The organism is Klenkia taihuensis (genome assembly GCF_900112525.1).
In the GTDB taxonomy this organism is placed as follows: Bacteria; Actinomycetota; Actinomycetes; order Mycobacteriales; family Geodermatophilaceae; genus Klenkia; species Klenkia taihuensis.
The window spans coordinates 535,977-553,590 of record NZ_FOMD01000004.1 but is presented as its reverse complement, the minus strand read 5'-3'; the positions used below and the strand labels follow the sequence as shown (position 1 = coordinate 553,590).

Genomic DNA, 17,614 nt, shown 5'->3' with positions numbered 1-17,614 from the left:
GGGGAACCCGGGCCCTGCACCAGCCAGTGGACCCCGGTGTCCCCGACACCGGGGTCCGCGTCGCTCAGATGCGGCAGGCGTGGATGGAGGTGACCAGGATGGCGCGGGCACCGAGCTCCCAGAGCTCGTCCATCAGCCGGTTGGTGTCGCTCTGCGGCACCATCGCCCGCACCGCCGACCAGCCCGGGGTCTGCAGCCGGCTCACCGTCGGGCCCTCGAGGCCCGGGGTGATCGCGGTGGCCTCCTCCAGCAGGTCGTCGGGGCAGTCGTAGTCGAGCATCACGTACTGCCGGGCGACGAGGACGCCGCGCAGCCGGCGCTGCAGCTGAGCCACCGCCGGGTTCTCCGCGGCGCCTGCCCGGCGGACCAGGATGGCCTCGCTGGTCAGCACCGGGTCGCCGATGACGTGCAGGCCGGCCTGGCGCAGCGTCGTCCCGGTCTCCACCACGTCGCAGACGGCGTCGGCCACGCCCAGGCGGCAGGCGGTCTCGACCGCGCCGTCCAGCTTGACCACGGCGGCGTCGATGCCGGACTCGGCGAGGAACTTCTCCAGCAGCACCGGGTAGGCGGTCGCGATCCGGCGGCCGGCCAGGTCGGCGACGGACTCGATGCCCGAGCCGGTGGGGCTGGCGAACCGGAAGGAGGACCGGCCGAAGCCCAACGCCATGACCTCCTCGGCCGGCGACTCGGTGTCCGGCGGGGTGGTCTCCTGCAGCATGTCCCGGCCGGTGATGCCGACGTCGAGGGTCCCGGCGGCCACGTAGACGGCGATGTCGCGGGGCCGGAGGTAGAAGAACTCGGTGTCGGAGTCGGGGTCGTAGACCGCGAGGTCCTTGGTGCTGCGGCGCTGCCGGTAGCCGCTCTCGGTCAGCATCTCGGCCGCGGGTTCGGACAGGACGCCCTTGTTGGGGACGGCGACGCGCAGCACGGGGTGGCTCCTGGTCATCGGTTCTCGGTCACAGGTGTGAGTACACGTCCTCGAGGGTGAGGCCCTTGGCCAGCATGAGGACCTGGGTCCAGTAGAGGAGCTGGCTGATCTCCTCGGCGGCCCGGTCGCCGTCCTCGTGCTCGGCGGCCATCCAGCTCTCCGCGGCCTCCTCGACGACCTTCTTGCCCACGCCGTGCACCCCGCCGGCCAGGGCGGCGACGGTGCCCGAGGCGGGGTCGCCGGCGGCCGCCTTGGCCTGCAGCTGGGCGAACAGGTCGTCGAACGTGGTGCTCACGAGGTGCCGATCCCGAACCCGGTGTCGCGCTTGGGGGTGCGCAGCCCGCGCAGCGTGAGGGCGGTGTCCAGGGCGGCGACGGTGGCCTCCCAGCCCTTGTCCTCCGCGGAGTCCTCGAGGCCGGCGCGGTCGCGGGCCTGGCCCTCGCCCTCGGTGGTCAGCACGCCGTTGCCGATCGGCACGCCGGTGTCCAGGGACACCCGGGTCAGCCCGGCGGTGAAGGCGTCGCAGACGTACTCGAAGTGCGGGGTGCCGCCGCGGATGACGACGCCGAGGGCCACCACGGCGTCGTGGTCGGCGGCCAGCGCCTGCGCCACCACGGGCAGCTCGAGGGCGCCGCTGACCCGCACGACGGTGGGGTCGACCACGCCCATCTCGGCGGCGCAGGCCAGCGCCCGCTCCAGCAGGGAGTCGCAGATGACGTGGTGCCAGCGGGCCGCGACGATGCCCAGCTTGATGCCGGACGCGTCGACCTTCTGCGCGCCCGGTGCCCCGCTACCGCTCATCGTCGTCTCCCCTGCGTCGTGGTGGTCACTGGTCCTGCTCGGGTGCCCGGATGGGCGTGCGGGTGCCGACCGGGACCGGGATGTCCTCGCCCGGGTCGACGATGTCGAGGATGTGGCCCATGCGGTCGCGCTTGGTCCGCAGGTAGCCGATGTTCTCCGGCGTCACGTGGGTGGGCAGGCCGACCCGGCCGGTGATCCGCAGGCCGTAGCCCTCCAGCCCGGCCCGCTTGGCCGGGTTGTTGGTCAGCAGCCGCATGGAGTGCACACCGAGGTCGACGAGGATCTGCGCGCCGGTGCCGTAGTCGCGGGCGTCGGCGGGCAGGCCGAGGTCGAGGTTGGCGTCGACGGTGTCCACGCCGGCGTCCTGCAGCTGGTAGGCCTGCAGCTTGTGCAGCAGGCCGATGCCCCGGCCCTCGTGGCCGCGGATGTAGAGCACGACGCCCCGGCCCTCCTGCGCGACGGCCTGCAGCGCGGCGTCCAGCTGGGGGCCGCAGTCGCAGCGCAGCGAGCCGAACACGTCGCCGGTGAGGCACTCGGAGTGCACCCGGACCAGCACGTCCTCGCCGTCGCCGAGGTCGCCGTAGACGAAGGCGACGTGCTCGCGGTCGTCGTAGGAGCTGGAGTAGCCGACCGCGGTGAACAGCCCCGGCGCCAGCGGCACCTGGGCCTCGGCGACCCGCTCGACCAGCTTGTCGAAGCGCTTGCGGTACGCGATGAGGTCCGCGATGGAGCACATGACCAGGTCGTGCTCGTCGGCGAAGACGCGCAGCTCGTCGGTGCGGGCCATGCCGATCGGGTCCTTCTCGCTGACCAGCTCGCACAGCACGCCCGAGGGGCGCAACCCGGCGAGCACCGCCAGGTCGACGGCGGCCTCGGTGTGGCCGGGGCGGCGCAGCACGCCGCCGTCGCGGGCCCGCAGCGGGACGACGTGGCCCGGGCGCGAGAGGTCGGCGCTGCTGGTGCCGGAGTCGGCGAGCAGCCGGATGGTGTGCGCCCGGTCGGTGGCCGAGATGCCGGTGCCGATGCCCTCGCGGGCGTCGACGGTGACGGTGTAGGCGGTGCCGCGGCGGTCCTGGTTCACCCGGAACATGGGCGGCAGGTCCAGCCGGTCGGCGTCCTCCTCGGTGACCGCGACGCAGATGTAGCCCGAGGTGTAGCGGACCATGAAGGCCACCAGCTCGGGGGTGGCGAGCTCGGAGGCGAAGATCAGGTCGCCCTCGTTCTCGCGGTCCTCGTCGTCGATGACCACGACCGGCTTGCCGGCCTTGATCGCGGCGATCGCGTCCTCGATGGAGTCCAGCCGGTGGCCGCTCACGCGCGTGCCCCCAGCAGTCGCTCGACGTACTTGGCGATGACGTCCACCTCCAGGTTGACCGGGTCACCGGCGGCGCGGGTGCCCAGGGTGGTCTCGCGCAGCGTGGTGGGGATGAGGGAGACCTCGAGCCAGGGCTGCGGGTCGTCGGCGGCGGAGCAGGCGCTGACGGTGAGGGACACGCCGTCGACGGTGATCGAGCCCTTCTCCACCACGTAGCGGGCGATGCCGTCGGGCAGGCCGACGCGCACCACGGTCCAGTGCTCGCTGGGGCTGAGGGAGACGACGGTGCCCACGCCGTCGACGTGGCCCTGCACGATGTGCCCGCCCAGCCGGGTGCCGGCGGTGACCGCGCGCTCCAGGTTGACCGGGTCGCCGGTGGTCAGCGCGCCGAGGCTGCTGCGGCGCAGCGTCTCGGCCATGACGTCGGTGGACCACACGCCGTCCTCGACCGCCGTCACGGTCAGGCAGACGCCGTTGACCGCGATGGAGTCGCCGAGGGCCACGCCCTCGAGGGTCTTGGCGCCGCGCAGCTGCAGGCGGGCGGAGTCGCCCTGGTCGTCGCGGACGACGAGGGTGCCGACCTCCTCCACGATGCCGGTGAACATCAGTCGGTCGTCTCCTCGGGTGTCATGACGCCACCAGTGTGCCGGGTGGGACGGAAGCGCAGCTGCACGTCCCTCCCCAGCGGGGTGACGTCCACGGGTGTGAGCTGCAGCGCGGCGGCCATCGTGCTGATTCCCAGGTCCCCCACGAGCGCGGGACCCGCGCCCAGCAACTGGGGCGCCAGGTGCGCCACCACCTCGTCGACCAGGCCCGCGGACAGGAACGCCGCGGCCAGCGTCGGCCCGCCCTCCAGCAGCACCCGCCGGACGTCGAGGTCCCACAGCTCGCCCAGCAGCGCGCCCGGGTCGGGGGCGGTGGAGACGTGGGTGCGGGCGGCGCCGTCGTGCACCCGGGCGCCGGCGGGCACCCGGCCGCGGCGGTCGAGCACCACCCGCAGCGGCTGGCGGTCGGCGTCGGCCCCGTCGGCGTCGCGGACGGTGAGCTGCGGGTCGTCGGTGAGCACGGTGCCCGACCCGACGAGGACGGCGTCGCAGGTGGCGCGCAGCCGGTGCACCTGCGCGCGGGCGACCGGGCCGGTGATCCAGCGGCTGGTGCCGTCGGCCGCGGCGACGCGGCCGTCGAGGGTGGTGGCGACCTTCCAGACCACCTGGGGCCGCTGCTCCCGGACGCCGAGCAGCCAGGGCGCCAGCGCGCCGTCCTCGGCGGCGTCCTGCTCGACGCCGGTGACGACGTCCACCCCCGCCGCACGGAGCCGCTGCGCCCCGCCGGCGGCCAGCCCGGTCGGCTCGGGGACGGCGACGACCACCCGGGCGACGCCGGCGGCCAGCAGCGCCTCGCTGCACGGGCCGGTGCGGCCGGTGTGGTCGCAGGGCTCCAGGGTGACGACGGCGGTGCCGCCCCGGGCCCGCTCCCCCGCCTGCGCCAGCGCGGCGACCTCGGCGTGCGGGCCGCCGGGGGGCGCGGTGGCGCCCTCGCCGACCACCCGGCCGGCCGCGTCCAGGACGACCGCGCCCACGGCCGGGTTCGGGCTCGTGCGGCCCAGCGCCGTCCACCCGAGCTCCCGGGCCCGGGCCATCGCGGCGGCGGTGACCGGGTCGGTCACTGGCCGGGGAAGGAACGGGCGGCCTGCGCGCGCAGCGACGCGATCGCCGCGGACGGGTCGTCGGCCCCGTAGACGGCCGACCCGGCGACGAACATGTCCACCCCGGCCTCGGCGGCAGCCTCCACCGTGTCGGCGTTGATGCCGCCGTCGATCTCGACCAGCAGGGTCAGGTGGCCGGTGTCGACCAGCCGGCGGGCCTCGCGGACCTTGTCCAGCACCTCGGGCATGAACGACTGGCCGCCGAAGCCGGGCTCCACGCTCATCACCAGCAGGGTGTCGAAGTCGCGCAGCACCTCGGTGTACCCCTCGAGCGGGGTGCCCGGCTTGATCGCCAGGCCGGCCAGCGCGCCCGCGGCCCGGAGGTCCTTGGCCAGGGCGCGGGGGTCACCAGTGCACGCCTCGGCGTGCACGGTGACGTTGCGGGCGCCGAGCTCGGCGTAGGCGGGGGCCCACCGCTCGGGGTCCTCGATCATCAGGTGGCAGTCCAGCGGCACCGGGCTGACCGCCTGGATGGCCTTCACCACCGGCTCGCCGAGGGTCAGGTTGGGCACGAAGTGGGCGTCCATGACGTCCACGTGCGCCCAGTCGGCGTCGGCGATGCGGGCGAGCTCGTCGGCCAGGCGGGCGAAGTCCGCCGAGAGCAGGCTGGGCGCGATCATCGGGCGGCGTGGCACCCGGTGATCCTAGGTGCCGCCCCGGGCCGGGGCGGCGGGGTCACCCGTGGCCGGCGCACTCCTGTGCCGCCGCCCACAGCAGCTCGGCCAGCGGGTCGGCCACCGGGTGCGACCGGTCCTCGGCGGTCAGCTGGTGCCGCCGGTGCGCCAACGCCGCGGTGACCCCCAGCCAGGGCGTGCGCAGCTCCGCCGGGTACCAGGCCACCTCGGCGCAGAACAGCCCGCGCAGCCGGCGCCGGGTCGCCGTCCGGGCCAGCACCACGGTCACCGCACCCGGGGGCCGGGCCAGCACGGCGCCGCGCAGCACGACCACCGCGGCGGGCCGGCACAGCCACAGCTCGCGGACGTCGAGCACCGCCGGCCGGTCCGCCGTGCGCACCAGGGCGCCGGCCAGCAGGTCGGCCAGCAGGTCCACCTCCCGGCGCACCTCGCCGCGGGCGGTCACCACCGCGGCTGCGCCGCCGTCCCGCAGCTCCACCTCGACGCCGTCCACACCACGCCTCCGCCCGGCCGCTCACCGCGGTGCTCGGGCGTGCGGAGGGAATGGCCAGCGCAGCGCCCTCCGAAACCGGGTCGCCCCACATCCGCGACGGTCTGCGCAGCGATCGGCAGCCGGCCGCCGTGCACGACGTCCGGCAACCCTCCATGATCATCACCCGACCCGGGAGGTGGCGTGGACGACGACGAGCTCTGGCTGCGGCTGGGCCGGCGCCGACGGTTCCGCCGCCGCGCCGGCTGGGTGGCCGGTGCGCTCACCGGCGCCGCCCTCCTGCTGGCCCCCCAGGTCGCCGACGGCCCGCCCGACGTCCTCCCTCTCGGTCTGCTGGTGCTGCTCCTGGCCACGGTGGGGGCCGGCTGGTGGTGGCTGGAGCGGCAGGCCGGCGAGAGCCCGCGGCGCCTGCTCGCCGGCCGCCGGGACGGCTCCGCCGCCGCTGCCGACCTGGCCGACGACGCCGGCGAGGCCCGGGCCGACCACGCCCTGCGACACGGCCTGCCCGCGCCGCCCGGTGCCCGGGCACGCGTGCTGGCGAAGGCGGAGAAGGAGGCGTCGGACGCCCGGGCCGGCCTGTGGCTGTCCCCCTTCTACCTGGCCCTCGGCGTCCTCTGGGTCCTGCGGGCCGCCGACGACGGCTGGCGTGCCGTCCTCGGGGTCACCTGGGTGGTGCTGGCGGTCGTCCTGGCCGGCAAGGCCGTGCGGGACCGGCGGACCGCGCGGCGGTGGCTCGCTGCCCACGGGTCGGAGGTGGTCGCCGACGGGCGGAGGTCGTCGTGACGGCCTCCCGCCGCGGGGGATCACCTCCCACCCGGGCGGTCAGGCCCCCGGCGACGTGCGGCGGTGGTCGGTCCAGGCGGACTCGACGGCGGTCATCGCGGCGGGGTCGGTCAGCGACGTGGTGTCCCCGCCCCCGCGGCCGGCGGTCATGTCGGCCATCAACCGGCGCATGATCTTCCCGGATCGGGTCTTGGGCAGGTCGGTGACGACGACGACCTCGCGCGGCTTGGCCACCGCGCCCACCCGGGTGGCCACGTGCGCGCGCAGCTCCTCGGCCAGCCCGCTGTCGTCGGCGTCCCCGGCGCGGGTGATCACGAAGGCCACGATGCGCTGGCCGGTGACGTCGTCGGGTGCCCCGACCACCGCGGCCTCCGCGACCCGCGGGTGGGAGACCAGGGCGGACTCCAGCTCGATGCTGCTCAGGCGGTGCCCGGACACGTTGAGCACGTCGTCGATGCGGCCGCCGATCCAGACGTAGCCGTCCTCGTCGCGGGAGGCGGAGTCCCCGGCCAGGTACCAGCGGCGGTCGGCGTAGGGCGCCCAGTACGAGCGGACGAACCGGTCGTGGTCGCCCCACACGGTGCGCGCCATGCCGGGCCCCGGCCGGGTGATGACCAGGTTGCCCTCCACCCCGGGCGGGGTCTCACGGCCGTCGTCGTCGACCACGGCGACGGCCATCCCGGGCAGCGCCAGGGTCGCCGACCCGGGCTTGAGCGGGGTCACGCCCGGCAGCGGCGCGATCACCGCCGCCCCGGTCTCGGACTGCCACCAGGTGTCCACCACCGGGCACCGGCCGCCGCCGACGTGCTCGTGCAGCCACCGCCACGCCTCGGGGTTGATCGCCTCCCCCACCGAGCCGAGCAGCCGCAGCGAGCTCAGGTCGTGGCCGGCCGGGAGCTGCGGCCCGTGCTTCATGAAGGTCCGGACCAGCGTCGGCGCCGTGTAGTAGGTGGTGACGCCGTACCGCTCGATGACCTCGAAGTGCCGGCCCGGGTGCGGGGTGAGCGGGCTGCCCTCGTAGACGACCTGGGTGGCGCCGTTGGACAGCGGCCCGTAGAGCACGTAGGTGTGCGCGGTGACCCAGGCCAGGTCGGCCTGGCACCAGTAGACGTCGTCGTCCCGCAGGTCGAACAGCGCCCAGTGCGTCCAGCTGGCCTGGGTCAGGTAGCCGCCGCTGGTGTGCACCAGGCCCTTGGGCCGGCCGGTGGTGCCCGACGTGTAGACGATGAACAGCGGGTGCTCGGCGGGGAAGGACTGCGCGGTGTGCGCCGCGGGCTGGCGGTCGAGCAGGTCGTGCCACCACACGTCCCGGCCCGGGGTCCAGGGGACGTCGTCGGAGCCGGTGCGGCGGACCACCAGCACGTGCGCGACGTGGTCGAGCCCGGCGACCGCCTCGTCGACGACGGACTTCACCGGCACGGCCGCGCCGCGGCGGAACTGCCCGTCGCTGGCCACCACCACGGTGGCGCCGGTGTCGGCGACCCGGAAGCGCAGCGCGTCGGCGGAGAAGCCGCCGAAGACCAGGCTGACCACCGCCCCGATGCGGGCGCAGGCCATCGTGGCGACGACGGTCTCGACCAGCACCGGCAGGTACAGCACCACCCGGTCGCCGGGCCCGACGCCGAGCTCGGTCAGCCCGTTCGCCAGCCGCTGCACCTGCTCGTGCAGCTGGGCGTAGGTGACGGTGCGCCGGTCGCCGGGCTCGCCCTCCCAGTGCAGCGCGACCTTCTCCCCGCGCCCGGCGTCGACGTGCCGGTCGACGCAGTTGACGGCCACGTTGAGCCGCCCGCCGTCGAACCAGCGGGCGGTGGGCCAGTCCCGGTCGTCGTGCGCGGTGTCCCAGGGCCGGTCCCAGGTCAGCCGGCCCGCCTGCTCGGCCCAGAAGGCCGGCGGGTCGGCGTCAGCGCGCTCCCGCACCCCCGCCCGGACGTTGGCCACCGCGGCGAAGGCCGGGGGCGGCGGCAGGGCGTCCGTCACCGGGTGCGCCGCAGCAGGGCGACGAACATCGCGTCGGTGCCGTGCCGGTGCGGCCACAGCTGCAGCGCCCCGCCCCGGGCCGCGTCGGGCACCCCGGGGAACAGCGGCGCCACCGGCAGCACCTCGACGTCGTCCCGGCCGGTCACCGACGCGACGACGTCCACGGTCTCGGCGGTGTGCGGGGAGCAGGTCACGTAGGCCACCACGCCCCCGGGCCGGACGGCGTCCAGCGCGGCGGCCAGCAGCTCCCGCTGCAGGTCGGCCAGGGGCTCGACGTCCTCGGGGGTGCGACGCCAGCGGACCTCGGGACGGCGGCGCAGCGCGCCCAGGCCGGTGCACGGGGCGTCGAGCAGCACCCGGTCGAAGCTGCCCGGCTCCCACGGGCCGGTGCGGCCGTCGGTGACGTGCAGGTCGACGTCGGCCGCGTCGCGCAGCGCGGAGGCGACCAGGCCGACCCGGTGCTCGGAGCGGTCGGCCGCGGTCAGCGCGACCCCCTCGGGACGGACGGCGGCCAGCAGCGCGGCCTTCCCGCCGGGGCCGGCGCACATGTCCAGCCAGCGGGCGTCGGTGCCCTCCAGCGGCGCGCGCACCAGGGCGAGCGCGGCCACCTGCGAGCCCTCGTCCTGCACCCCGGCCGCGCCGGCCCGGACCGAGGGCAGCTTGCCGGGGTCCCCGCCCTCCAGGCGCACCGCGTACGGCGACCACGGCCCGGGCAGGCCGTCGGACTCGGCGATGAGCGTGGCCCGGTCGACCGCGCGGGCCACCAGGTGCACCTCGGGGGCCTCGTCGTCGGCCAGCAGCGCGGCCTCGAGCTCCGCGTCGGCGACCTCGGGACCGAGCGCGTCGCGCCAGGCGTCGATGACCCACTGCGGGTGGTCGGTGAGCAGCGAGAGCCGCTCGTCCCCGGTGGCCCCGAGGGCCTCCACCCACTGCTCGCGGGTGCCGCCGGCGGCCACCTTGCGCAGCACGGCGTTGACCACCCCGGACCCGCCGGTGCCGACGATGGCCCGGGCGAGCGCGACGGTGGTGTCCACCGCGGCGTGCGCCGGCACCCGCAGGTCCAGCAGCTGGTAGGTGCCCAGCCGGAGCAGGTCCAGCAGCTCGGGCTGCAGCTCGGCCAGCGGCCGGGAGACGAGCCCGGTGAGGACGGCGTCCAGCGTGCCGGTGGCGCGCAGCGTGCCGTAGGCGAGCTGGGTGGTGAAGGCGGCGTCCCGCGGGCCGAGGTCGGCGGCGCGCTCGCGCAGCAGCTGGGGCAGCAGCAGGTTGGCGTAGGCGTCGCGGGAGGACACCCCGTGCAGCACGTCGTAGGCGGTCAGCCGGGCGCCGTCCAGCACCGGGCGGGACCACCGGCTCTCGGGGCGGTTCTGCCGGCTGCGCGGCCCGGCGGGGCGGCCGGTGGGGCCGCGGCGCCGCGGTGCGGGGGTCACGCGCCCACCACCTCCCCGGCGGCCGGCCGGGCGCCGCGCGCCCAGTCGGGGGCCGGCAGCATCCTCTTGCCGGCCGGCTGCACCTGGCCCAGCCGCACGCTGCCGCGGCCGGTGCCGACCAGCACGCCCGAGGCCCCGACCGACACCTCGCCCGGCGCCAGGCCCAGCGAGGTGGGCAACGGCTCGACCGGGCCCAGCCGCAACCGCTCGCCGCGCCACGTCGTCCAGGCGCCGGGTGCCGGGGTGACCCCGCGGACCCGGCGGTCGACCACGTGCGCGGGCAGTGACCAGTCGACCCGGGCGTCGGCGGTCTCCACCTTGGGCGCCAGCGAGACGCCCTCGGCGGGCTGGGGCACCGGGGCGAGCGAGCCGTCGGCGATGCCGTCCAGGGTGGCCACCAGCAGGCCGGCACCGCTGACCGCGAGCCGCTCCAGCAGGTCACCGGCGGTGTCGCGGGGCCGGACCTCCTCGGTGACGACGCCGTAGACCGGGCCGGTGTCCAGGCCCTGCTCGAGCCGGAAGGTGCACGCCCCGGTGACCTCGTCACCGGCCATCAGGGCGTGCTGCACCGGGGCGGCGCCGCGCCAGGCGGGCAGCAGCGAGAAGTGCAGGTTGACCCAGCCGTGCGCCGGGACCTCCAGCGCGGCCGGCGGCACCAGCGCGCCGTAGGCGACCACCGGCGCGCAGTCGACGCCCAGGGCGGCGAACTGCTCGAGGAAGGCGGGCTCGCGGGGCGTGGGCGGCTGCAGCACCGGGATGCCGGCGGCGTCGGCGGCCTGGGCGACCGGCGAGCGCACCTCGCGGCGGCCGCGCCCGGCCCGGGCGTCGGGCCGGGTGAGGACGGCGACGACGTCGTGGTCGCTGGCCAGCAGGGCCTGCAGCGCCGGGACGGCGGGGGCCGGCGTGCCGGCGAACAGGAGCTTCAGTGCGGGCTCACCTTCACCACGGGCGCCGGGGCCGGCTCGCCCTGCGGCAGCCACGCCTGGTGGCCCTGCCACTCGGCGTCGGCCAGCACCGAGAGCGCGGCCTCGCGGGCCTGCGCGTCGAGCCGGTCCACGAACAGCACGCCGTCCAGGTGGTCGGTCTCGTGCTGGATGGCGCGGGCCAGCTTGTGCGAGCCCTCCACCCGGATCGGCTCGCCGTGCATGTCCCACCCGCTGGCCGCGACGTAGAGGTGCCGGCGGCAGTCGAAGCGGAAGCCGGGGATGGACAGGCAGCCCTCGGCGTCCTCCTCGGTCTCCTCGCCGACCGGGACGACGTCGGGGTTGACCAGGTGGCCGACCTCGCCGTCGACGTACCAGGTGAACACGCGCAGGCCGACGCCGATCTGCGGCGCGGCCAGCCCGGCCCCGCCGGCGGCGTGCATGGTCTCGGTCAGGTCGGTGACCAGCCGGCGCAGCTCGGCGTCGAAGTCGACGACGGGGGCGGCCGGGGTGCGCAGCACCGGGTCGCCCATGATCCGGATCGGGGTGACGCTCACCAGGCGAGTCTAGGCGGGGCGGGGGTCAGGCGAGCGCGGCGTCCAGGGCGGCCTGCACGTGCAGCGCCGTGGTGGCGAAGACGGGGACGTCGACGTCCCCCGGTCCGAGCAGCAGCTCGATCTCCGTGCAGCCGAGCACGACGCCCTGCGCACCGTCGGCGGCCAGCCGCCCGACCACCTCGACGAACCGGGCGCGGGAGGCGTCGCTGACCACGCCGCGGCACAGCTCCTCGTAGACCACCCGGTGCACCTCGGCCCGGTCGTCGGCCCCCGGCACCAGGACGTCGAGGCCCCCGGCGGCCAGCCGGTCGCGCAGGAACGGCTGCTCCATGGTGAACGCCGTGCCCAGCAGGCCCACCCGGGTGAGCCCGGCGGCGGTGACCGCCCGGGCGGTGACGTCGGCGATGTGCAGCAGCGGGACGTCGAGCACCGCCTCCAGCGCCGGCGCCACCCGGTGCATCGTGTTGGTGCACAGCAGCACGAGGTCGGCCCCGGCCGCCTGCACCGCGGCGGCGTCGGCGGCCAGCAGCTCCCCCGCGCCGGCCCAGTCCCCGGCGACCTGCAGCGCCTCGACGCCGGCGAAGTCGACCGACAGCAGCACGCACCGGGCGCTGTGCAGCCCGCCGAGCCGGTCGCGCACGCCCTCGTTGAGCAGCCGGTAGTACAGCGCGCTGCTCTCCCAGCTCATCCCGCCCAGCAACCCGATCGTCCGCACCCGCCCACCGTGCCATCCCCGGTACGGTGCGGTATGGCTCCCGGTACCCGGCACCGTGCCCGTGCCCTCGTCAGCAGCGTCCTGGACGGCGTCGTGGTCGGCACAGGCGAAGCGGCCCTGGACCACCCCAAGCGCTCCCCCGCCCGGCGGCGCACCTACGCCGCGGTGGCCGGCGCCGTCCTCGCCGACGCGGCCCTCTCGGAGGTGCCCACCGTGCGCGCGATCGCGGCCGGCCGCCCGCCGCGCCCGGTCTCCCCGCCCGAGCAGCAGCTGGGCATGGCCGCCGGGTTGGTCTCGGTGGGCTGGGGCCTGCTGACCACCGTGGCCGACGGCCCGCTGGCCCGGGTGCTGGCCCGCCGCGGGGTGGCCCGGCCGCACCGCGCGCTGGGCGTGGCCGCGGGCGTGGTGACCGCGGTGTCCACGCTGCCGCTGTGGTGGCGGCGGGCCACGCTGCGCATCGCAGCCGACGAGCGGCAGGCCCGTGAGGACGCCGACGTCGCCGCCTGGGAGGCCGAGCTCGCCGAGGTCGAGCGCTAGAGGGCCTCGGGGTCCAGCTGCACCCGGACGTGCTCGGCGGCCTTGCGCGCCGACCGCACGCCCTGCACCTCGCTCAGCGCCCGGGCCAGCGCGAGCCCGTCGGGGCGCGCCACCCGGACCAGGTACCGCTCCCCCGCCTCGTGGCCCGGCCGGGCCGGTTCGGGCACCGGGCCGAGGACGTCGGCGCCCGCGGGCGGGCGCAGGAGCTCCAGGAACTCCGCCAGCGCGGCCGGCGACGCCGACAGCGCCGCCATCCGGGTGGCCGGCGGGAAGCCCAGCTCGCGCCGGTCGGCGAGCTCGCGCGCGGCCAGCCCCGCCGGGTCCCAGCGCACCAGCGCCTGGGCGACCGGGTGCGCGGCGTCGGTGGCCACCACGACCTGCCCGCCCTCGCCGGCCGGGCGGACCAGGGCCGCGGCGCCCATCCAGCGGCGCAGCGTCTCCTCGCCCGCGCGCAGGTCGGGCCGGCCGAGCAGCGCCCAGCCGTCGAGCAGCAGCGCGGCGCCGTAGCCACCGGGCACCACGGGCTCGGCACCCGGGGTGGCGACCACGATCGCCGGGCCGGCCTCGACGTCGGCCAGCACCGACCCCCGGCCGCTGACCCGCACCGCGGCACCCGGGAAGGCACGGCCGAGCTCCTCCGCGGTGCGGGCGGACCCCACCACCGAGGCGCGCAGCTTCGTGCCGTGGCAGTGCGGGCAGTCGAAGACCGCGGCGGGGCGGGCGCACCACCGGCAGGCCGCGACCCGCTGGCCACCGGGGCCGGGCGCGGCGGCGACGCCGAGCGGCCCGGCGCAGTGCGCGCACCGGGCGGGCGCCCGGCAGCGGTCGCAGACCAGCCCGGGCGCGTAGCCGGCGCGCGGCACCTGCACCAGCACCGGGGCCCCGGCGGCGAGCGCCTCGCGGGCGACCCGGAACGCCAGGGACGGCAGCCGGGCGGTGCGGGCGGCGGGGTCGCGGGCCAGCTCGGAGTCCGCGCCGAGGGCCTGCACGCGGGGGGCAGCGGCGCGCAGCACCGCGCGGTCGGCGACCAGCTCGTGCGCCCAGCCCGACTCCACCAGCAGCGCGGCCTCCGCGGTGCGCGCGGTCGCGGCCACCACCGCCGAGCAGCCGGCCAGGTGGGCGCGCTGCACCAGCACGTCGCGGGTGTGCGGGTAGGGCGCGCGCGGCTCGGCGTGCAGGTCGTCGCCGTCGTCCCACACGACCACCAGGCCCAGGTCGCGGACCGGGGCGAACATGGCGGCGCGGGTGCCGAGCACGACCTGCGCGGTGCCCCGGGAGACGGACAGGAAGCGGCCGTAGCGGGTGTCGGGGGCGGCGTCGGCACGCAGCACCGCGACCGCCTCCTTCGGCAGCACCGCGGCCGCGGCGGCGGCCAGCCGGTCGAGGTCCTTGCCGTCGGGGACGACCACCAGGGCACCCCGCCCGCCGGACAGCGTGGCGCGGCACAGCTCGGCCAGCCGGGCCGGCCAGTCCTCGCCGGGCAGCGCCGTCCACACCGCGCGGACCGGGCGGCCGGCGGCCAGCGCCTCCAGGAAGGCGTCGCCGGTCGGGTAGCGGGCGAAGCCGGCCGGGTCCGGCGGCTCCGGCGGCGGGGGCGGGTCGGCGACCGGGCGCTTCTCCGGCGCACCCCGCCGCGGCGGCAGGGCCAGCCGCAGCACGTCGGTCAGCGTGCCGGCGTACCGGTCGGCCACCACCCGGGCGAGCTCGGCCACCTCGGGGGTGAGCACCGGCTCGGAGGAGACGAGCTTGGCCAGCGGGGCGAGCTTCCCGGTGTGGTCGGTCGTCGTCCCGACCTCGACGACGACGCCGTCGACGAGCCGGCCGGCGAACCGGACGCGCACCCGGCAGCCCGCGACGACGCCGTCCCCGAGGTCGTCGGGGACGGCGTAGTCGAAGGGCCGGTCCAGGTGCGCCAGCGGGACGTCGACGACGACCCGGGCTACGCGCACGGCCCCATGGTGCCGGGCGCCACCGACAAGATCAGACGGCGGCCTTCAGCGCGTCGACGCGGTCGGTGCGCTCCCACGGCAGGTCCAGGTCGGTGCGGCCGAAGTGGCCGTAGGCGGCGGTCGGGCCGTAGATGGGCCGCAGCAGGTCCAGGTCGCGGACGATGGCGCCCGGGCGCAGGTCGAACACGCCGGTGATCGCCTTCTCCAGGACGTCGTCCGGGACGGTGCCGGTGCCGAAGGTCTCCACGAAAAGGCCGACCGGGCTGGCCGCGCCGATGGCGTAGGCGACCTGCACCTCGCAGCGGCGGGCCAGGCCCGCGGCGACGACGTTCTTGGCCACCCAGCGCATGGCGTAGGCCGCCGAGCGGTCGACCTTCGAGGGGTCCTTGCCGGAGAAGGCGCCGCCGCCGTGCCGGGCCATGCCCCCGTAGGTGTCCACGATGATCTTGCGGCCGGTCAGGCCGGCGTCACCCATGGGGCCGCCGATGACGAACTTCCCGGTCGGGTTGACCAGCAGCCGGTGCCCGGTGGTGGGCAGGCCGAGCGCGGCGAGCTCGGGCTGCACCACGAGCTCCTCGACGTCGGGGGTGAGCAGGGTGTCGATGGAGATGTCCTCGGCGTGCTGCGAGGACACCACGACGGTGTCCACGCCGACCGGCCGGTCGTCCTCGTAGACCACGGTGACCTGGGTCTTGCCGTCGGGTCGCAGGTAGGGCACCGAGCCGTCCTTGCGCACCGCCGAGAGCCGCTTGGACAGCCGGTGGGCCAGCGCGATCGGCAGCGGCATGAGCTCGGGGGTCTCGTCGCTGGCGTAGCCGAACATCAGGCCCTGGTCGCCGGCGCCCTGGCTGGCGATGAGGTCCTCGGCCGCCGCGGCGCGGTCGGCGGCGCCGGTGCGGGACTCGTAGCCGAGGTCCACGCCCTGCGCGATGTCGGGCGACTGCGCGCCGAGGGAGACGCTGACACCGCACGAGGCGCCGTCGAAGCCCTTGCGGGAGCTGTCGTAGCCGATGCCGAGGATGGTGTCGCGGACGACCTTGGCGATGTCCACGTAGCCCGCGGTGGTGACCTCGCCGGCGATGTGCACCTGACCAGTGGTGATCATGGTCTCGACGGCGACCCGGCTGCGCGGGTCCTGGGTGAGCATCTCGTCCAGGATCGCGTCGCTGATCTGGTCGGCGATCTTGTCCGGGTGGCCCTCGGTGACCGACTCGGACGTGAACAGGCGACGTGCCACTTCGGTGCTCCCTGGGGGTTGCTGGTCCGGCCCGCGACGGCGGGCCCTCTCTCGGCGTTCGTCGTGGGGACGCCCGGCGGACGAGGTTACCGGCGGGTGGTCACCCGCGGCGCGACGGAGTCCCAGATGCCGGCCGCCACGAGGTCCTTGGGACCGGCCGGGACGACGGTGGCGCTGCCGTCGGCGGCCAGCACGGTGACGGCGTTGTCGGGCCGGCCGAAGACCTGGCCGGCCGAGACGTCGTTGACCACCAGCAGGTCGCAGCCCTTGCGGGCCAGCTTGGCGCGGGCGTGGCCCAGCACGTCGTCGTCGGCGTCCCCGGTCTCGGCGGCGAAGCCGACCACCAGCTGGCCCTCGGGCCGGGCGGCCACCAGGCCGGCCAGCACGTCGGGGTTGCGGGTGAGCGCGACCGCGGACGGCTCGCTGGACCCGCCCTTCTTCATCTTGGCGGCCGCGACCTCGGTGGGCCGGAAGTCGGCGACCGCGGCGGCCATCACGACCACGTCGGCGTCCGGTGCGTGCTCGCCCATGGCCGCCTCGAGCTCGGCCGCGGTGCCCACCGGGACGACCGCGCAGCCGAACGGTGCGGGGTCCTCGACGTTGGCCGCGACGAGGGTGACCTCCGCGCCGCGGGCGGCGGCGACCCGGGCCAGGGCCCACCCCTGCCGGCCCGAGGACCGGTTGCCGAGGAACCGGACCGGGTCCAGCGGCTCGCGGGTGCCGCCGGCGCTGACCACCACGCGGGCCCCGGCGAGGTCCTGGTGCAGCGAGCCGCCGGCGAGGACGACGTCGAGCAGCGCGGCGACGTCGGCGGGCTCGGGCAGCCGGCCGGGGCCGGAGTCGGGGCCGGTGAGCCGGCCCACCGCGGGCGGCAGCACGACGGCGCCGCGGCGGCGGAGGGTGGCCACGTTGTCCTGGGTGGCCGGGTGCAACCACATCTCGGTGTGCATCGCCGGCACGAAGACCACGGGGGCCCCGGTGGCGAGCAGGGTGGCGGTGAGCAGGTCGTCGGCGCGACCGGCCGCGGCGCGGGCCAGCAGGTCGGCGGTGGCGGGGTTGACCACGACCAGGTCGGCGGTCTGGCCGATGCGCACGTGGGCGACCTCGGGGACGTCGTCCCACACCTCGGTGCTGACCGGGTTGCCGCTCAGCGCCTCGAAGGTGGCGGCGCCGACGAACCGCAGCGCGGAGGCGGTCGGGACCACCCGGACGTCGTGGCCGCGCTCGGTGAGCGCCCGCAGCAGCAGCGCGGACTTGTAGGCGGCCACACCGCCGCCGACGCCCAGCACGATCCGGCTCATGCGCCCATCCTGCCCGGGCACGACGAAGCCCCCGGCCGCGGGGCCGGGGGCTTCATCCGATGGGGTCTAGTTCTCGCCGGCCGTGTGGGTCAGCAGGCCCTCGTTGATCTCGCGCAGCGCGATCGAGAGCGGCTTCTCCTGGGGGGCGGTGTCGACCAGCGGGCCGACGTACTCCAGCAGGCCCTCGGAGAGCTGGCTGTAGTAGGCGTTGATCTGGCGGGCCCGCTTGGCGGCGTAGATGACCAGCCCGTACTTGCTGCTGGTGCGCTCGAGCAGCTCGTCGATCGGGGGGTTGGTGATGCCCTCGGGGGCAGGTGCGACTCCGGACACGGGC

At 76.6% G+C, this 17,614-nt stretch carries 19 protein-coding genes; 2 read left to right on the top strand and 17 right to left on the bottom strand.

The annotated features are described in order from the left end of the window. Positions 1 to 64 precede the first annotated feature (64 nt). The 8 genes from hisG to BM158_RS18585 are packed head-to-tail and all read right to left on the bottom strand — an operon-like array spanning position 65 to position 5,877. Positions 65 to 946 (bottom strand): ATP phosphoribosyltransferase, encoded by an 882-nt coding sequence (gene hisG / locus BM158_RS18620; protein ID WP_165629014.1) that lies wholly within the window; start codon positions 944 to 946, stop codon positions 65 to 67. Positions 947 to 956: 10 nt separating this feature from the next. Beyond that, positions 957 to 1,223, bottom strand: a complete 267-nt coding sequence (locus BM158_RS18615; RefSeq protein ID WP_091064681.1) for a phosphoribosyl-ATP diphosphatase — start codon at positions 1,221 to 1,223, stop codon at positions 957 to 959. Continuing rightward, the gene (gene ribH, locus BM158_RS18610; RefSeq protein WP_091562917.1) at positions 1,220 to 1,729 is read right to left on the bottom strand and encodes a 6,7-dimethyl-8-ribityllumazine synthase; all 510 of its coding nucleotides are present in this window, start codon (positions 1,727 to 1,729) and stop codon (positions 1,220 to 1,222) included. The genes BM158_RS18615 and ribH overlap by 4 nt, the downstream gene beginning before the upstream one ends. Before the next feature lie 25 nt (positions 1,730 to 1,754). Further along, entirely contained in the window at positions 1,755 to 3,044 is a 1,290-nt protein-coding gene (locus tag BM158_RS18605) for a bifunctional 3,4-dihydroxy-2-butanone-4-phosphate synthase/GTP cyclohydrolase II (RefSeq protein ID WP_229827764.1), read from the bottom strand. Further along, the gene (locus BM158_RS18600) at positions 3,041 to 3,649 is read right to left on the bottom strand and encodes a riboflavin synthase (RefSeq protein ID WP_091562913.1); all 609 of its coding nucleotides are present in this window, start codon (positions 3,647 to 3,649) and stop codon (positions 3,041 to 3,043) included. The genes BM158_RS18605 and BM158_RS18600 overlap by 4 nt, the downstream gene beginning before the upstream one ends. After that, positions 3,649 to 4,710 (bottom strand): bifunctional diaminohydroxyphosphoribosylaminopyrimidine deaminase/5-amino-6-(5-phosphoribosylamino)uracil reductase RibD, encoded by a 1,062-nt coding sequence (ribD, locus tag BM158_RS18595; RefSeq protein WP_229827765.1) that lies wholly within the window; start codon positions 4,708 to 4,710, stop codon positions 3,649 to 3,651. The genes BM158_RS18600 and ribD overlap by 1 nt, the downstream gene beginning before the upstream one ends. Beyond that, on the bottom strand, positions 4,707 to 5,384 hold the full coding sequence (rpe, locus tag BM158_RS18590) for a ribulose-phosphate 3-epimerase (protein ID WP_229827766.1): 678 nt from the start codon (positions 5,382 to 5,384) through the stop codon (positions 4,707 to 4,709). Before rpe ends, ribD begins: the two co-directional genes overlap by 4 nt. A 40-nt stretch (positions 5,385 to 5,424) precedes the next feature. After that, positions 5,425 to 5,877: a hypothetical protein gene (locus tag BM158_RS18585; protein ID WP_091562906.1), complete on the bottom strand. Its 453-nt coding sequence runs from the start codon at positions 5,875 to 5,877 to the stop codon at positions 5,425 to 5,427. Positions 5,878 to 6,057: 180 nt separating this feature from the next. On the opposite strand from BM158_RS18585, the gene BM158_RS18580 reads away from it, so the two are divergent. Beyond that, entirely contained in the window at positions 6,058 to 6,657 is a 600-nt protein-coding gene (locus tag BM158_RS18580) for a hypothetical protein (RefSeq protein ID WP_091562903.1), read from the top strand. A 39-nt stretch (positions 6,658 to 6,696) separates the two neighbouring features. Here BM158_RS18580 and acs read toward each other — a convergent pair whose 3' ends face one another. From acs to BM158_RS18555, 5 genes are read right to left on the bottom strand one after another with little or no spacing between them, the layout of a single operon-like run. Continuing rightward, positions 6,697 to 8,634, bottom strand: a complete 1,938-nt coding sequence (gene acs, locus BM158_RS18575; RefSeq protein WP_091562899.1) for an acetate--CoA ligase — start codon at positions 8,632 to 8,634, stop codon at positions 6,697 to 6,699. Continuing rightward, positions 8,631 to 10,061 (bottom strand): RsmB/NOP family class I SAM-dependent RNA methyltransferase, encoded by a 1,431-nt coding sequence (locus BM158_RS18570; RefSeq protein WP_091562896.1) that lies wholly within the window; start codon positions 10,059 to 10,061, stop codon positions 8,631 to 8,633. The genes acs and BM158_RS18570 overlap by 4 nt, the downstream gene beginning before the upstream one ends. Then, a complete protein-coding gene (gene fmt / locus BM158_RS18565) occupies positions 10,058 to 11,041 on the bottom strand; it encodes a methionyl-tRNA formyltransferase (RefSeq protein WP_229827767.1) in 984 nt (327 codons plus the stop codon). The genes BM158_RS18570 and fmt overlap by 4 nt, the downstream gene beginning before the upstream one ends. Then, positions 10,984 to 11,541 (bottom strand): peptide deformylase, encoded by a 558-nt coding sequence (gene def, locus BM158_RS18560; protein ID WP_091562892.1) that lies wholly within the window; start codon positions 11,539 to 11,541, stop codon positions 10,984 to 10,986. Before def ends, fmt begins: the two co-directional genes overlap by 58 nt. 25 nt (positions 11,542 to 11,566) lie before the next feature. Next, entirely contained in the window at positions 11,567 to 12,256 is a 690-nt protein-coding gene (locus tag BM158_RS18555) for an aspartate/glutamate racemase family protein (protein ID WP_091562888.1), read from the bottom strand. Between the two features lie 33 nt (positions 12,257 to 12,289). Here BM158_RS18555 and BM158_RS18550 point away from each other — a divergent pair, with 33 nt between their 5' ends. Beyond that, positions 12,290 to 12,793: a hypothetical protein gene (locus tag BM158_RS18550; RefSeq protein WP_091562884.1), complete on the top strand. Its 504-nt coding sequence runs from the start codon at positions 12,290 to 12,292 to the stop codon at positions 12,791 to 12,793. Here BM158_RS18550 and BM158_RS18545 read toward each other — a convergent pair. The 4 genes from BM158_RS18545 to rpoZ form a co-directional block, all read right to left on the bottom strand. Continuing rightward, positions 12,790 to 14,742 carry a primosomal protein N' gene (locus BM158_RS18545; protein WP_091562881.1) on the bottom strand — a complete coding sequence of 651 codons (1,953 nt, stop codon included), beginning with the start codon at positions 14,740 to 14,742 and terminating at the stop codon, positions 12,790 to 12,792. The two genes, BM158_RS18550 and BM158_RS18545, sit on opposite strands and share 4 nt — an antisense overlap. A gap of 31 nt (positions 14,743 to 14,773) precedes the next feature. Continuing rightward, positions 14,774 to 15,979, bottom strand: a complete 1,206-nt coding sequence (gene metK, locus BM158_RS18540) for a methionine adenosyltransferase (RefSeq protein WP_091562877.1) — start codon at positions 15,977 to 15,979, stop codon at positions 14,774 to 14,776. An 86-nt stretch (positions 15,980 to 16,065) separates the two neighbouring features. Next, complete coding sequence (gene coaBC / locus BM158_RS18535) at positions 16,066 to 17,280, bottom strand: bifunctional phosphopantothenoylcysteine decarboxylase/phosphopantothenate--cysteine ligase CoaBC (protein ID WP_091562875.1); 1,215 nt, start codon at positions 17,278 to 17,280, stop codon at positions 16,066 to 16,068. 66 nt (positions 17,281 to 17,346) lie between these two features. After that, positions 17,347 to 17,610 carry a DNA-directed RNA polymerase subunit omega gene (gene rpoZ / locus BM158_RS18530; RefSeq protein ID WP_014741310.1) on the bottom strand — a complete coding sequence of 88 codons (264 nt, stop codon included), beginning with the start codon at positions 17,608 to 17,610 and terminating at the stop codon, positions 17,347 to 17,349. Between the last annotated feature and the right edge of the window lie 4 nt (positions 17,611 to 17,614).

Bases quoted from the DNA above. Each gene is read 5' to 3' on its own strand.
- ribH (WP_091562917.1), bottom strand. From the start codon at position 1,729: ATGAGCGGTAGCGGGGCACCGGGCGCGCAGAAGGTCGACGCGTCCGGC.
- BM158_RS18550 (WP_091562884.1), top strand. From the start codon at position 12,290: ATGGCTCCCGGTACCCGGCACCGTGCCCGTGCCCTCGTCAGCAGCGTC.
- hisG (WP_165629014.1), bottom strand. From the start codon at position 946: ATGACCAGGAGCCACCCCGTGCTGCGCGTCGCCGTCCCCAACAAGGGC.
- coaBC (WP_091562875.1), bottom strand. From the start codon at position 17,280: ATGAGCCGGATCGTGCTGGGCGTCGGCGGCGGTGTGGCCGCCTACAAG.
- BM158_RS18600 (WP_091562913.1), bottom strand. From the start codon at position 3,649: ATGTTCACCGGCATCGTGGAGGAGGTCGGCACCCTCGTCGTCCGCGAC.